Source organism: Arthrobacter sp. LT660 (assembly GCF_056172845.1).
Genome location: NZ_CM149651.1, coordinates 3,086,169 through 3,100,896, shown reverse-complemented (window position 1 = coordinate 3,100,896; position 14,728 = coordinate 3,086,169). Strand labels below are relative to the sequence as shown.

At 66.3% G+C, this 14,728-nt stretch carries 12 protein-coding genes and 1 pseudogene; 9 read left to right on the top strand and 4 right to left on the bottom strand.

Features of this window, described 5'->3' with window-relative positions:
• Positions 1-914: 914 nt before the first annotated feature.
• On the bottom strand, positions 915-1,139 hold the full coding sequence (locus AC0QSG_RS14465; RefSeq protein WP_475375918.1) for an IS3 family transposase: 225 nt from the start codon (positions 1,137-1,139) through the stop codon (positions 915-917).
• Between the two features lie 166 nt (positions 1,140-1,305).
• Here AC0QSG_RS14465 and istA (AC0QSG_RS14460) point away from each other — a divergent pair.
• The 4 genes and pseudogenes from istA (AC0QSG_RS14460) to AC0QSG_RS14445 form a co-directional block, all read left to right on the top strand.
• Positions 1,306-2,361, top strand: a pseudogene (gene istA / locus AC0QSG_RS14460) (IS21 family transposase); the annotation flags it as partial.
• 189 nt (positions 2,362-2,550) lie between these two features.
• On the top strand, positions 2,551-4,056 hold the full coding sequence (gene istA, locus AC0QSG_RS14455) for an IS21 family transposase (protein WP_475375917.1): 1,506 nt from the start codon (positions 2,551-2,553) through the stop codon (positions 4,054-4,056).
• A gap of 44 nt (positions 4,057-4,100) precedes the next feature.
• Positions 4,101-4,901, top strand: a complete 801-nt coding sequence (istB, locus tag AC0QSG_RS14450) for an IS21-like element helper ATPase IstB (RefSeq protein WP_212743367.1) — start codon at positions 4,101-4,103, stop codon at positions 4,899-4,901.
• Between the two features lie 51 nt (positions 4,902-4,952).
• On the top strand, positions 4,953-5,225 hold the full coding sequence (locus AC0QSG_RS14445) for a hypothetical protein (protein WP_137826852.1): 273 nt from the start codon (positions 4,953-4,955) through the stop codon (positions 5,223-5,225).
• A gap of 930 nt (positions 5,226-6,155) precedes the next feature.
• Here AC0QSG_RS14445 and AC0QSG_RS14440 read toward each other — a convergent pair.
• Positions 6,156-7,394, bottom strand: coding sequence for an alpha-D-ribose 1-methylphosphonate 5-triphosphate diphosphatase (locus AC0QSG_RS14440; RefSeq protein WP_019481141.1), 1,239 nt, complete (start codon positions 7,392-7,394; stop codon positions 6,156-6,158).
• Positions 7,395-7,566: 172 nt separating this feature from the next.
• Between AC0QSG_RS14440 and phnC the strand changes: the two genes are divergently transcribed.
• The 5 genes from phnC to AC0QSG_RS14415 all read left to right on the top strand — a co-directional run bounded on the left by phnC (position 7,567) and on the right by AC0QSG_RS14415 (position 11,965).
• Positions 7,567-8,367 carry a phosphonate ABC transporter ATP-binding protein gene (phnC, locus tag AC0QSG_RS14435; RefSeq protein ID WP_475375916.1) on the top strand — a complete coding sequence of 267 codons (801 nt, stop codon included), beginning with the start codon at positions 7,567-7,569 and terminating at the stop codon, positions 8,365-8,367.
• An 82-nt stretch (positions 8,368-8,449) separates the two neighbouring features.
• Positions 8,450-9,346 (top strand): phosphate/phosphite/phosphonate ABC transporter substrate-binding protein, encoded by an 897-nt coding sequence (gene phnD / locus AC0QSG_RS14430; RefSeq protein WP_475375915.1) that lies wholly within the window; start codon positions 8,450-8,452, stop codon positions 9,344-9,346.
• Positions 9,343-10,179, top strand: coding sequence for a phosphonate ABC transporter, permease protein PhnE (phnE, locus tag AC0QSG_RS14425; protein ID WP_019481144.1), 837 nt, complete (start codon positions 9,343-9,345; stop codon positions 10,177-10,179). The genes phnD and phnE overlap by 4 nt, the downstream gene beginning before the upstream one ends.
• Positions 10,176-11,213: a phosphonate dehydrogenase gene (locus AC0QSG_RS14420; RefSeq protein ID WP_475375258.1), complete on the top strand. Its 1,038-nt coding sequence runs from the start codon at positions 10,176-10,178 to the stop codon at positions 11,211-11,213. The genes phnE and AC0QSG_RS14420 overlap by 4 nt, the downstream gene beginning before the upstream one ends.
• On the top strand, positions 11,210-11,965 hold the full coding sequence (locus tag AC0QSG_RS14415) for a GntR family transcriptional regulator (protein WP_245533279.1): 756 nt from the start codon (positions 11,210-11,212) through the stop codon (positions 11,963-11,965). Before AC0QSG_RS14420 ends, AC0QSG_RS14415 begins: the two co-directional genes overlap by 4 nt.
• 56 nt (positions 11,966-12,021) lie before the next feature.
• Here AC0QSG_RS14415 and AC0QSG_RS14410 read toward each other — a convergent pair whose 3' ends face one another.
• Both AC0QSG_RS14410 and AC0QSG_RS14405 read right to left on the bottom strand, forming a co-directional pair.
• A complete protein-coding gene (locus AC0QSG_RS14410; RefSeq protein WP_068424480.1) occupies positions 12,022-13,758 on the bottom strand; it encodes a type IV secretory system conjugative DNA transfer family protein in 1,737 nt (578 codons plus the stop codon).
• Positions 13,758-14,696, bottom strand: coding sequence for a hypothetical protein (locus AC0QSG_RS14405; protein ID WP_475375914.1), 939 nt, complete (start codon positions 14,694-14,696; stop codon positions 13,758-13,760). The genes AC0QSG_RS14410 and AC0QSG_RS14405 overlap by 1 nt, the downstream gene beginning before the upstream one ends.
• Between the last annotated feature and the right edge of the window lie 32 nt (positions 14,697-14,728).

Genomic DNA, 14,728 nt, shown 5'->3' with positions numbered 1-14,728 from the left:
GGCCCTTGCCCAGATTGTCCACGCGTGCAGGAAAGAGGCGCCGGAGTTGCCCGATTCGGTCATTGCCTCGGCTGCTCTCCTGGCGGGCGGGGCGAAGGCCCGCACCCGCTTCGCCCGCGAACTGGCATTAAAACCCGACTTGCTCACCTCGGGCCGCTCCGATGTCTCCCCGACGGCGTACCGCCTGATCAAGGACCTGCGCGCGCGAGGCTTCGAAAACATCCAGCTGCCCCGCTGTTCCTCCTGCGGGCTGGCCAAGAACCTTCCACACCGGGACGGTCAGGGAGGGAAGCGATGCGGATCGTGCAACCGTCCCGCCACCACCCCGGATTGCGCCTCCTGCCATCAGGTGCGCCGCGGCGGTCACCGAATGATCGATGGCAAACCCTATTGCGCGCCTTGTTGGCGACGGGATCCCCGCAGCCGGGAAATCTGCAGCATCTGCGCAAGACCCGGAATCCCTGTCGTCCGAAGCACCTCCGGGCCGGTCTGCAAGGGATGCTACACCTCCCCCTCCACGGCATGCTCACATTGCGGCGAAATCCGCCCCACCATGACACGGAGGGAAGACACGCCACTGTGCATGCGTTGCTACCAGTCACTGCGCAAACGCCCCCGCATCTGCTCCCGCTGCGGGGAATACCGCATCGCCCCCTACCTCCGCCAAGAGGGACCCGTCTGCCCTCACTGCGCGAACCAATTCGACCTGGGCCAATGTGCCGGGTGCGGCAACGACCAACGACCACTCCAAGGAAACTACTGCACCATTTGCGTTGCACCCCGGCTTCTTCGAATTCTCATCTCCGACGATAACGGCACCCCGCATCCACAGCTGCTGGCCCTCGAAAGTTACCTGCTCCGCAACGAGAACAATGCGTACGTCAAGTTTTTGAGACAGTTCGGTTGTTTCTGGGTTACGCGGCGAGGAGTTCCTGGCCGGGGGCTTGATGGGCAGTTAGAGCTGCCGCTGGTGACCGGTGGCCGGCTCTTGCGTTAGGGCGTTTCCGGTTGTACCAGGACTCGATGTACTCCATGACGCCGGTCCTGGCGGCCAGCCTGCTGGCGAAGCTGTGGTGGTGGTAGTACTCGGTTTTCAAATGCGAGAAGAAGTTTGTTAGCGGCCATGAAAAACTGCCCATAGGCGGCCACGGAACTGCCCACTGACGGCCATGGAAACTGCCCGTTGGTGGCCGTGAGATCTGCCCACTTCTTTGACGTAGCCCTGCTGCTTAAGCGGCGGGAGCCTCTTCCCGGGGTTTGATAACGGTGTCTAGTCGCACCAAAGTCGCCCGGGAAGAGGCCCTAATGAAGTTTGACGGAGAAATCATGGAAATACTTGCTGCGTATGATCTGACGGGTTCGTTGCGCGCCGCCGCGGAACTCACCGGCTGCTCGCACCACACGGTCGCCCGGCACGTCGCTGCCCGGGACGCCGGTCAGCCGATCGCCGAGCCGGCCTACCGGGGCCGGGTCACTGATGCGTTCCTGCCCAAGATCGAGGAATGGATCGAGGCTTCCAAGGGCAAGATCCGAGCCGATAAAGCCCACGAGAAACTCCGTGCCCTCGGTTACGAGGGTTCGGAACGCTCGACCCGCCGGGCAGTCGCGCAGGTCCGCGCCGCCTGGCGGCTCGGCCACGTCCGGGTGCACCGCCCCTGGGTGACCGAACCTGGTCAGTGGATCCAGTACGATTTCGGCGACGGCCCAGTGATCGAGGGCAAGAAGACCGTGTTGTTCGTGGCATGGCTGGCGTGGTCCCGGTTCCGGGTCGTGATCGTCCTGCGGGACCGGACGGCGCCGAGTGTGTTCGCGGCGCTGGACCGCACGTTCCGTGTCGTGGGCGGCGCCCCAACCTACGTCCTCACCGACAACGAGAAAACGGTCACCGTTTCCCACGTCGCCGGGGTCCCTGTCCGTAACCAGCAGACGGTCGAGTTCGCCCGCCATTACGGCGTGACGGTCCTGACCTGCCAGCCGGCTGATCCCGCGTCCAAGGGCGGCGTGGAGTCCTCGGTGAAACTCGCCAAGGCCGACATCGTGCCCAAGGACACCAACCTGCGCCCCGAATACGCTTCCTTCGCCGAGATCGAGGCGGCGTGCCAGGGCTTCATGGATGAGGTCAACCACCGTGAGCACCGCGCTACCCGCCGAAAACCCGCCGCGATGCTGACCGAGGAAGCGCCACGGTTGCACCGCATCCCGGACACCGCGCACACGGTCGCGTTCGGCCTCTCCCGGTCCGTCCCGGAGAACACGCCGATGGTCACCTTCGAGAACGGTCAGTACTCCGTCCCGGCGTATCTGCTCGGCGCGGGGGTGTTCGTCCGATCCCACGGCGCCGGACCCGATGAACAGGTCATCTGAGTATGACACTCTGAAATGGCCCCACCTGGAGCGGTTTTGATGCTCTGATTTGGCCCCACCCTCGACCTACCTCCCCTACTGTTCGGATCGTCTGGCAAGGCGATCACGAAGAGGCAGGGACTGATGAAGGAGTTGTCGAGAGTGGAGCAGTTCGAGAATATCCGGCGAGACCACAGGGATGAAGAGATGTCGATCCGCGCACTGGCGGTGAAGCACAAAGTCCACCGTCGCACGGTGCGTCAGGCGTTGGCCGATGCGACGCCGCCAGCGCGCAAGGCCCCGGACCGGGTCGCCCCGGTGCTGGGTCCGCACGTGGCCACGGTGCGCGGCTGGCTGGTCGCTGACAAGCAGGCCCCTCGCAAACAGCGCCATACCGCCCGGCGGGTGTTCCAGCGCCTGCTCGAGGAGGAGGGGGTCGAGGTGGCGGAGTCAAGTGTGCGGGCGATGGTCGGTGAGCTGCGCCGGGAGATCTTCGACCAGTCGGTGCAGGTCAAGGTCCCGCAGACCCACGCCCCGGGGCAGGAGGCGGAGGTCGACTTCGGGGAGTTCAACGCGATGATCGGCGGGGTGGTGGTGAGGCTGTGGATGTTCATCCTGCGCCTGTCGCACTCGGGTAAAGCCGTGCACATCGCCTACGCGAACCAGGCCCAGGAGTCCTTTTTGGACGGTCATGTCCAGGCCTTCGAACGCCTCGGCGGGGTTCCGACCGGGATGATCCGCTACGACAACCTGACCCCGGCGGTCACCAGGGTGCTGCTGGGCCGGGAACGGGCGGAAAATCCCCGGTTCATCGCCCTGCGCTCCCACTATGGCTACGACAGTTTCTTCTGCATCCCCGGCATCGAGGGCGCCCACGAGAAGGGCGGGGTCGAGGGCGAGGTCGGCCGGTTCCGGCGCCGCCATCTAGTCCCGGTGCCCGACTTCGCCACCCTGGCCGAACTCAACGCGTTCATGGCCGCCGCGGATGCCGCCGACGACGGGCGGAGGATCACCGGGCGCACCGAGACCGTCGGGGCGGCCGCGGCCCGCGAGGCCCCCGAGCTGCGGGCACTGCCCGTCGAGGGGCCGTTCGATCCGGCCCAGACCCTCTCGTGCCGGGTCGATGCCCGATCCCGGATCTGCGTGCGCCAGTCCTACTACTCGGTTCCAGCCCGCTACGCTGGCCGCCGGGTCCAGGTCCGCCTGGGCGCGAGCACCGTGACGGCCGTCGCCGACGGGGCGGTGGTGGCCGTGCACACCCGCTCGCTGCACAAGCTCACCGAGGACCTGGTGCTGGATCATTACCTGGAGGTGCTCTGCCGCAAGCCCGGGGCGCTGGCCGGGGCCACCGCCCTGGCCGCCGCCCGCAAGTCCGGGGTGTTCACCAAGGCCCACCAACGCTACTGGGACGCCGCCCGGACCCAGCTCGGCGACGGGCCCGGGACTCGGGCGTTGATCGGGGTGCTGTTGCTGCACCGTACCCTGCCAGCCGCCGATATCGCCGTCGGGATGGCCGCCGCCATCGAGATGTCCCGTTTCGACGCGGACTTGGTCGCCGTCGAGGCCCGCCGGGTCAGGCAGGCGGCAACCGCCGCTGCGGTGCCGACGGTGATGGTCCCCGCCCACGCCGCGGCGGCAACGGCCGGTTTTCACCGGCCCGTGCCGGTGTTGGCCGCCTACGACGAGCTGGCCTCGGCGGGGGTGCGAGCATGAACGCCACCACCGGTTCCAAGCCCACGACGCTGACCGGACCGTCCATGCCGCCGGCGCCGACGCCGACCGTGACCGGGCTGGGTGATCAGGCCGCCGATGCCGCGATCGCCACGGCCTGCCGGACCCTGTTCATGCCCACCATCCGCACCCAGGCCGCCCCGCTGGCCCAGGCCGCGGCCCGGGAGAGGCTGACCCACAAGGCCTACCTGGCCGAGGTGCTATCCGCCGAGTGCGACGACCGCGAGGCCCGCCGCCGGATCCGGAGGATCAAGGAGGCCAGGTTCCCCAGGACCAAGCACCTGGCCGACTTCGACACCGAGGCGATCGAGGACCTGCCGCCGGCACGCCTGGCGCAGCTGGCCACCGGGGCCTGGATCGACGCCGGCGAGCCGCTGGTGTTGCTCGGGGACTCCGGCACCGGCAAGACCCACCTGCTGATCGGCCTCGGCACCGCCGCCGCCGAGCAGGGCCGGCGGGTGAAATACGTGAGCACCGCGGCGCTGGTCAACGAGCTCACCGAAGCCGCCGACAACAAACAGCTCTCCCGGGTGGTGGGCCGCTACGCCCGTCTGGACCTGTTGTGCCTGGACGAGCTGGGCTACGTCAGCCTCGACGCCCGCGGGGCCGAGCTGCTCTTCCAGATCATCACCGAACGAGAGGAACGAGCCTCCATCGCCACGGCATCCAACTCGTCGTTCAGCGAGTGGGGCCAGACCTTCACCGATCCCCGACTGGCCGCGGCCGTCGTGGACCGGCTGACGTTCAACGCCCACATCATCAACACCGGCACCAACTCCTACCGGCTGCGCACCACCCGGGCCAGGAGTGGAGCCGCCACCACCTGAGCACCCGTTCCCAAGGAAGAACCCGATCAATGCAAGGAAGGTGGACCGATCATGGACACCACGCACACCGGGCCGGCAGCACCAGCCCACGACACCACCATCGCCACCACCGCGGATGACGAATGGACCGGCTACGCCATGGTCCGCCTGGACGACGCCTATCGTCTGTTGGATGAGATCGGCGAGGTCATCGAAACCATCGAGCCCAGCAGACGCGAACACGCCTCGGATCTTCTGGACTCGGCCATAGAGCTCCTGACTCGCTTGCGGAAGCGACTACCACCAGGCGAGCCCGGACCACCAGTCCTTGGCCCCCCGTTCTAAACCCGACCCCGCTAAACCGCCGCCGTCAACGACGCACGGCGAGCAAGACCACACACCCGGGAGTGGGGCCAAATCAAAGCATCACAGTGGGGCCAAATGAGGTTGTCATACTCAGCAGTCCCAGCGCAGTGGGAGGCCACCCCCGCCCCCCAGGGGTGGTTCTAGCGAAGCAGCCGCTAAGCGAACAGAAGGGAAGGAGCTTTTAGGACGTTCTCAGTCGAGCCCCTTGATCAGTGTGCCGTCCCCATGGGCCACCCTGAAGGACGGGGGCATCCCGCTGGTTCCTGGCGCACCGATGGCAGCAGACGCCGTCATGGCCTGCCACTCGCGCCGTTCGGGGCGTGTAGGTGTTGGGGCACGGCCAGCGGTGAGCGTGCCCTGTCCGCGCCGACCCCGAACTCCTGGTCCTGGCGCCCGGCTCGCAACGAATGCAACCGGTCAATGGGTCGGGAAAAGCTGATGCCGGAGCTCCTGTTGCTTGCAAACGCCCGACTAATGCGACTCTTCAGTCGGCCACAGCCACGTCGGTACGTGGTCCCCGATTTCCACCCCGTGCCACAGGCAGCCGGGGTCGACGACGGTCGGGCCGACCCGCGCACTGGTGAGGTCGAGAATGCAGGTGCAGATCGTCGAACGAACAGGATTCATCCGCCGAAGCTATCAAAGTTGCAAGATCGACTTAGAGCGTTACGAACTGTAATCGACCATCGAGCGGGGGTTCGGCGAGGGCCCGGAGAGGATCCAAGTCATTCTTTGATTCTCCAGGCCTGGGGCGCTCGGCTCACGATCTGGTCGATCCCCTCCAAGTGGTGTTTGCGCTCGGGCACGATCACCGGTGTGAGCGGCCCGTCACGGTTCCGCGACGCCTGGATCTCCACCAAACCGATCTCGGTCAACACGGTCTCGAGCTAAGCCACACGTCGGACGTGTTCACACTTCAGCAGCAGTGGCGGCTCTCATCGTGATCGCCGAGGGCCACGTCTTGCTGAAATCGACGAGTACCAGGTCGGCGACCGTTCCCTCTGTGAGGGTGCCGCGGTCGTCGAGACCGACGCACGCGGCCGGTCCCGAGGTGACGAGACGCACGGCTTCTGGGAGTGTCGCGATTCTCTGGCTCACCAGCCGCACCACACTCGGCAGCAGCGACGTTGGAATGTAGTCGCTCGCGAGCCCATCCACCAGGCCAGCAGATACAAGCTCAGCCGCAGAAACATTTCCCGTGTGGGACCTACCCCGAACGACGTTCGGCGCTCCAGCGATGACGAGCATTCCCTGGTCTCGGGCGGCGCGCGCCGCTTCTAACGTCGTCGGGAACTCTGCCACCGAACATCCGAGCGCGGCCGCCGCTTCGACGTCGTCCCGCGTCGCCAAGTCATGACCGAAGAGCCGGATCAGGCCCTTCCGGGCAAGGCTTTCCAGCCATGCAAGCACGCGATCCCGCACGCCCTGTCGTTTCTCGCGGCTGCTGCGCCACCATTCGACGTGGTCGGCGGCGTCATCCTGCGACATTCCCTCGTTCAGCACGAGCCAGCGCTGCATCGTCATCGGATCTGCGAATTGCCCCTGTCCGGGCGTGTGGTCTTCATATGACACGACCGGCACACCTGCGCCCCGGCCCTCAGGCGCCGGGCTTCCGGAGCGGTCAGCAGGACGGGATAAGAGCTCGGCTCGCGGCTCAAGTTCCTTCTCGAGCAGTTCGCGGCCGTATTCGCAGCGTACGTCGAGCCGATGCAGGACCTGGTGGTCGACTTGCCTGTCGTCCGTGCAAGCGAGGGCTTCCGAAAGCTCGGACGCGGCAGGAGAGTCAATGGCGGTCCCTACAATCGATCGCTCCTGGAACGCCAGCCCGTGGAGGACCGTGGTGGTCCCCGCAGCTCGAAGGCGCGCACCAGCCGATGCAATGGCAAGACTCGGATCGAGGACGACTCCCGGCCGGGGCCTCATCTCGCGCGACAACATGTCGCTGTGGACGTCGATGAGGCCCGGCAGCAGGTATGCCCCGCGAACATCGAGGTCACAGGAGGCCCCGGGAGGATGCGGCCCGACGTGCGCAATCCGGCCACCACGCACGACTAGCCTGGCGTCCTCGATGACCACGTCCGGCAGCACGGCGGAGGCATGGCCGATCACCAGATCGCTCACTGCGCCGTCCGGGGTAAAGGGTGTCATGGCTGATCAGCCTGACATTTGCTTCTTGCCTGGATGTGTACGCCGCCTTAACTGCTGTGGGTGAACGGGCTGTTTCATCGGGGTTCACAAACCGTTGTCTCCCACAGCGCCCGGAGTTCACAAGTCCTCTATACGCTTTCACTCGTACAGCGCACTCGTATAGAGGACTTTCATGATAGAGCTCGTCGATGTCAGCAAGACTTACGAAGGCGGCGTTCAAGCATTGGCCCGAACCGATCTGTCGATCGAGCGCGGAAAAGTCACCGTGCTGCTCGGCCCGTCGGGTGCCGGCAAGTCGACCTTGCTGCGATGCATGAACCTGCTCGTCAAACCCACCACCGGCTCCGTGCGGGTTGACGGGACGGCGTCACTCGACTCCCGCCGCGAATTGCGTCGACACCGCCGCCGCACGGGGATGGTATTCCAACACCACCAGCTGATCCCACGCTTCTCGGCCTTGCACAACGTGCTCCTCGGCCGGGTCGGTTATCACAGCTTCTGGCAGAGCATCCTGCCCTCCAGTCGCGGCGACCAGCGCATCGCGCTCGAAGCGCTCGAACGCGTCGGACTGCTGGACAAGGCCCTGACCCGGGTAGACAACCTGAGCGGTGGCATGCAGCAGCGAGTAGGCATCGCTCGAGCGCTCGCGCAGCAACCGGACCTGATCCTTGCCGATGAGCCGGTCGCCAGCCTCGATCCCAACTCTGCGCGTCGCGTGATGGAGCTGCTGCGCCGAGTCTGTCAGGAGAGCGGCATCACCCTGGTTGCCAGCCTCCACCAGGTCGACCTCGCGCTCGAGCACGCCGACCGCATCGTCGGCCTGGCACACGGGGAAATCGTCTACGACGGCCCTGCAGCCGGGGTCACCGATGAGGATTTGCTGGTGATTTACGGCGGCGTGCCCGCCGACGAGCAGGCCGATGCCCTTCCACTGTCGGCACAGACCGTTTCGCTGCCGACTTCTGCTGACTAGCAAACGCTCAGGACTCAATAACCTCGACCGCCACCCCCGAGATCGACCACCTTCCGAACTGCTGAAACAGGAGTGAATTCCCATGCCTAGACCCACCCGCTTGGCGACTGCCGCGATCGCTGTAACGACTGCCTTCACCTTCGTCCTCTCCGGTTGTGGTGCCAGTTCAGAGGCAACCACCGCCCCGGAAACCCTCCGCGTTGCGCTGCTTCCCGACGAGAACGCGTCGGAGGTGATCAAGAACAATGAGCCCCTCAAGGAGCACCTCGAAAAGGAACTCGGGCTTGACGTCGAGCTCGTGGTGACGACCGAATACTCCTCGATGATCGAGGCGATGGCCCGCGGCCGCATCGACCTCGGCTACTTCGGCCCTCTGTCCTACGTCCTCGCCCAGGAGAAGGCCGACATCGAGCCCTTCGCCGCCCTGCAGGAAGTCGAGGGTGAGGACCCGACATACCAGGCAGTGTTCATCGCCAACGCGGATTCCGGCATCGAGGACCTCGCGGATGTCGCCGGCAAGACCGTTGCGTGGGGAGACCAGGCCAGCACGTCCAGTCACCTCATTCCCAAGGCCATGCTCGCCGAAGAGGCGGACCTCCGAGTAGACCAGGGTGACTACGAGGAACAGCACGTCGGCTCCCATGATGCTGTGGCCTTGGCAGTGCAGAACGCCAATGCGGACGCGGGGGGCATGAGCTTGCCCATCTATGAGCGCATGGTCGAGGAGGGGCTCATCGACTCCGAGACTGTCGTGAAAGTCCAGGAATCGGATCCCTATGCCAACTACCCCTGGACGATGCAGTCCAATCTGCCCGAGGACCTGAAGGAGAAGCTGCGGGCGGCGTTCCTGGAACTCGACGATCCCGAGGTGCTCGAACCATTCGGAGCCGCCGGCTTCGCAGAGGTTGCCGATTCGGACTACGATCAGGTTCGCGACCTCGCTCCGCTGCTCGACATCGATCTCGAGGATTACCAGTGAGCAGCCCCGCGGTCAGCGTGCCGCGCGAGGATCGCAGAGAGCAGGAATACCAGCGAATCACCGACCAGGCACAATCCGGCTGGAGGCGCTCGTTCTCCATCACGGGCTTGATCCTCGTCGCGGTGATCCTGAGTGCCTGGGCCGTGGGTCTGCTCGACGCCAACCGCATGGTCACAGGCCTCGCCGACATTGCCGACCTGCTCAGCGAGATGTGGGTGCCGGACTTCACCCATCTGAACAGCTGGTGGGGGCCCCTGCTCGACTCGATGACAATGAGCATCGCGGCCACAGCACTGGCTGTGCTGCTCTCCGTCCCTCTCGCATTGCTCGGAGCACGCAACACCTCACCGCACCCGGCGATCTACTGGGTCGCGCGGCTCATCCTGAACGTGCTGCGATCAGTGCCCGAACTGATCATGGCGATCGTATTCGTCGCCGCCGTCGGCTTCGGCGCGCTGCCAGGGGCTTTGGCATTGGGGATCCATTCTGCCGGCATGGTGGGAAAGTTCTTCGCCGAAGCGATTGAGCACGCTGCCGAAGCCCCTGTCGAGGCCGCCAGGGCGACAGGAGCCGGCCCGGCCCAAGTGATTCTCCACGGCATCCTGCCCCAGGTGCTGCCGCAGATGGCCGACGTCACCGTCTACAGGTGGGAGTTCAATTTCCGAGCGTCGGTCGTCGTCGGGGTCGTCGGCGCCGGCGGCATCGGCTTCGAACTCATCGCCGCCCTGCGAACCCTCCAGTACGACGAGGTCGCCGCAATCCTGCTCGTCATCCTGGCCACCGTGACCGTAGTCGACGCTCTCGGCGGAGCGTTGCGAAAGAGGTTCCAATGAAACAACACAGTCGACGTCCGAAGGTCGTACTGACGCACCGCGTGCATGCGCCGATCCTCGAATTGCTCAGCGAAAGCTGCGAAGTTGTCGCCAACCAGAGCGACAGCAGTCTCCCGGCCTCCGAGGTGCGGCGCCGCGCAGCAGAGGCCGAAGGATTGATGGTGTTCATGCCCGACCGGGTCGATGCAGAGCTCCTCGACTCATGCCCCAACCTGAAGGTGGTCGCGGGAGCCCTCAAAGGGAACGACAACATCGACGTCGAGGCTTGCACAGAGCGAGGCATCTGGCTGACCAGGGTCGAGGACCTCCTGACCGAGCCCACCGCAGAACTGGCGGTCGGACTGCTCATCGGGCTCGCGCGGAACATCACCGCCGGGGACCGCCGGGTGCGCTCGAATTTCGCCGGGTGGCGGCCGACGCTCTACGGGAGGACCCTCGTAGGATCGACGATCGGCATCGTAGGGGCAGGCAACCTCGGCCGGGCTGTTGCACGGATGTTGCGGGGATTCGCACCCGAGTTGCTCTACTTCGACCCTGAACCGCTATCGGCGGCCGATGAAGCACTACTCGACATCCGGCGTGCGGACCTGTCCGACCTGCTGGAGCGCAGCGACGCCGTTGTGGTCTGCGCCCCACTGTCGGCGGAGACAGTCCACTTGCTCGACCGGAATCGGCTCGAGTCAATACGACCGGGGGCGCTACTCGTCAACGTCGGCCGCGGCTCCGTCGTCGACGAATCCGCGGTGATCGAGCTCCTACGCGCCGGACAGCTCGGTGGCTTCGCGGCTGACGTTTTCGAGTTCGAGGACCTGTCCCGACCGGACCGGCTCGCTGCCATCTCCGCCGAGCTGTTGGCGATGCAGGACCGCACGCTGTTCACGCCACACCTGGGATCTGCCGTGGCCGCGACTCGTCTCAAAATTGAGGAGCACGCCGCCACTGCCATACTGCAGGCCCTTGCAGGGCATGAACCACACGGAGCCGTCAACCGCCCGTGTGGCGTGGGATCTGCTGGAACGCCTACTGCCCTATGATCGGTCCTATCGATCACAGCAAGACGAAGAAGCCTGCCTCTCGCACCCCGTTGTACCTGGCCGCCGCGGACTCCCTCGCTGAGCAGATCGCTGACCAGCCCGTGGGGACTCGCCTGCCGTCAGAAGACGAGCTTGCCGGTCAGCTCGGGGTCAGCCGACTCACCGCGCGGGCAGCACTGGCTGAGCTGGAGAGGCGCTACCTTGTTCGTCGGCGACAGGGAAGCGGAACATACGTCTCCCGACGAGTCGATTACACGATCAGTCGACATCATCCGCCGTCGTGGAGTCAGAGTGTTCGTAGCGCCGGGCTCACCCCCGAGGTGCGCACCACGGGCTGGCGCCTCGAATACCCGCCACCCGAGGTCCGCCGCCGGATGAACATCGGCGCGAGGCAGCAGGTGCTGGTGATCTCACGTGACCGGTACATCGACGATGAACTGGTCGGATTCGCCGAAACCTTCCTCGATACGCACCTGGTCCCTGACTTGCCCCAAGTTCTCGAGCCGTCCGCATCGCTGCACGACGTGCTGGCTGATCACTACAGACTCCAGCCCGTACGAGGATGGTTCGGGGTCGCTATCGATCCAGCGACACCGGAAGTCGCCGAGCATCTCGGCCTCAGCGGTCGCCCGCCGGTCATCTCCATCCGCTCACGAACCGATGCCGTTGCCCAGAATAGCCGTCCAGTGGAACTCACCGTCTCGTGGCTCAGGGCCGATGTCTTTCGCATCGAGATCGACTTCGACACGTAAGGCGCCTCACGCGGTTTAGATCTAGAAGCCACTGAAGACCGCTGTAGGTGGTATTGCTATGGCTGGGCGGCGTTTCGGGCGGCCAGTTGTTCGTAGTAGTCCTTGGAGGCGGTCACGTCGGGCCCGTAGGGCTGGGTGCTGTAGTGCTCCAGCTCCACCAGCGCCGGCGGCAGACCGGATGTCGACAGCACGGCACGGCCGCGGGGCAGGGCGGCGAGGTCGCCCACGTCCAGGAGGCGTTCGCGCTGGATGGCGGTGGACACGGACCGGCCGCCCTTCTGGGTGGAAGAGGTGCGGCGGATGACGTCGTGGTCCCCGATGAGCTGGGACAAAAACGGCAGGAACGCGGAGTCCGACAAGCCCGACCCGGCGACCCGGATGTTCGCCGCACTCCAGAGCTTCTTCATGCCCTTCTCGCCGAAAGCCTCCAGGCCCTGGTCCCAGCCCTGGAAGAAGGAGGACAGCACGATCCCGCGGGAGCCGTAGTGCGAGTACACGTCCGGCAGCTGACGCCAGCGCACGACGTTGGCGACCTCATCGAGGACCCCGGTCATCGGCGGGGAGAGCCGCCCGCCGGGGTTCAGAGCGGCGATCTGTTCGGCCTCGGTCAGCACCGCCACCGCCAGGGCCCCGGCGATGGCCCGGGTGGACCCGGCACCTTCCTTGGAGATCAGGTACAGGGTGTCGGTGGAGGCCGCGAAGCGTTTCGGGTCGAACTCGGCGCGGCCGAGCACTCCGGTGTCCCGCACCCACGGCACCACCCGGTCATAGGACAGCACGTTGACCCAGGGGCGCATGGTCCCATACACGCCGTCGCGCTGCTTCGGGGTCAGCTGCTGGATCTTGGCCAGCGAGGCGGCCACCGCCGTCTGCCCATGCTCAAGCAACAGGTCCCGCGGGGTCTTGTCGTCGGGGGCCTGGGCCCAGACGAACACGTCGGTGATGGGCCTGCCCCCCACCGATGCCGCGTAGAAGAGCATGGCCAGCAGCCGGCGGCCGTCGGACTCGAAGTAGGCGTCCTGGGTGGCCCCGGCACTGGTGGCCGAGGACACGAAGATGTCCGCCAGGGCCTCGGCCCGCTCCATCCCCGTGATGAAGGACAGCGGGTTCCACCACCAGGTGGGTTCTTCCCCGATGATGCCCTGCACGTCGTGGACCCACACCACCCCGGTCCGGGACCGGGGCCCGCGGGTCAGGTCCACGAGGTCGCGCTTGTTCGAGGTGGCCACGACGGGCCCCTTGGTCTCCAGGACCTGGGGGACGCACACACTGGTGGTCTTGCCCGCCCGGGGTCCCATGAGCCAGATCTGCACCCATTCCCAGGAGGCGTAAAGCCGCTTGCCGTTGTTGACCAGCTTGGCCAGCGGCACCCCCGGCCCGGCGGCGAGGGCCCGGAGCCGCTCGGCATCCCGGGCGGCGTGGGGCTCGGTGAGGGCGTCGAACTCGCGGGCCTTGGCCATCTTCGGCGCTAGATGGTCGATGCGGGTCCGGGTCTTCTGGGTGCGGCGCACCACCACGACGAAGGCGGCCGCGACCACCAGCAGCACCACCAGGCCGAGACCGAACACGGCCAGCTGCACGCCACCGACCGGTACGTTTCCGGTGGCCTGGCCGAGCAGCAGCTCCACCGGGCCGCCGGCGGTGTGGGTGCGGGTCGCGGGGTCGAGCCAGGCCCCGACCGTCCAGAGCAGCGCCCCGCCGAGGACGGCGGTGAGGACTCCGGCGGCTAGCACCCAGCCGGTCTCGGCCGAGGCCGGCTGGGTGCGCCGGCCGGGGCGGGGGTCTCCGAGCATCACTGCACCATGTCCCAGTCGCGGTTGGTGTTGGTGTTGTCGATCTCCAGGTCGGTGAGCTGAACGTGCAGGGGCACCCCGGCCTCCTTGCCGGTCTTGAGCAGGAAGTTCCCCGCCCCGGGGCGCAAGCCGGCTTTGCCGGTCCAGGCGTCCACCGGGGCCTCGGCGATCCAGTCCGAGAGTTGGGAGACCTCGGCGCGGGAGAGGCCGAACACCTCCCGCAGATTGCCCATCTCGCCCTCGGCCAGCCCGCCGAGGAACACCATGGCGGAGCGTTCCACGAACCCCCAGGCGGTGGCCGTCAGGTGCGGTTCGGCCAGTTTGAGGTCGTTCATGGTGTGGGTGACCATCACCTGGGCCATCATCCGGCCCCTGTTGAGGCGGGTGATGGCGTCGATGAAGTGCACCATGTCGGCCGAGGCCCGCAGGATGCGCCAGAGCTCGTCCATGACCAGCAGGTAGGTCTTCCGTTGCCGTCCCTCGTCGGCGGCCAGGTACGCCTCCGCCGAGACGGTCGCGGAGCCGAGATTCCAGCACAGGGACTGCACCGCGGCCATGAGCACGTGGTCGTTCTCGTTGACCCCGGAGATGTCGAACACGGCCGGACGGCCGACCTCGATGTGCTCGGAGGTCGGCTCGGAGAACATCGTCCCGTACATCCCCGACGGGCCCAGGGAGATCAGCGCGTCGAGGACCTCCCGGACGCGGGCGTCGTAGTCGGCGTCGTTGTCGTGGGTCAGGGTGACCGCCCGCAGGGATGCCGGCCGGGCGGTGATGTGGGCGATGACGTCGCCCAGAAGCGGCGGGGAGGTCAGGTCCGGGTCCAGGTCTGTCAGGGCGGTGGCGATCACGGAGCGCTCGTGCGGGGCGAGCTCACGGCCGAGCATCATCCCCACCACCCCGGCGATCAGCGACCACACACCCGGGAGTGGGGCCAAATCAAAGCATCACAGTGGGGCCAAATGAGGTT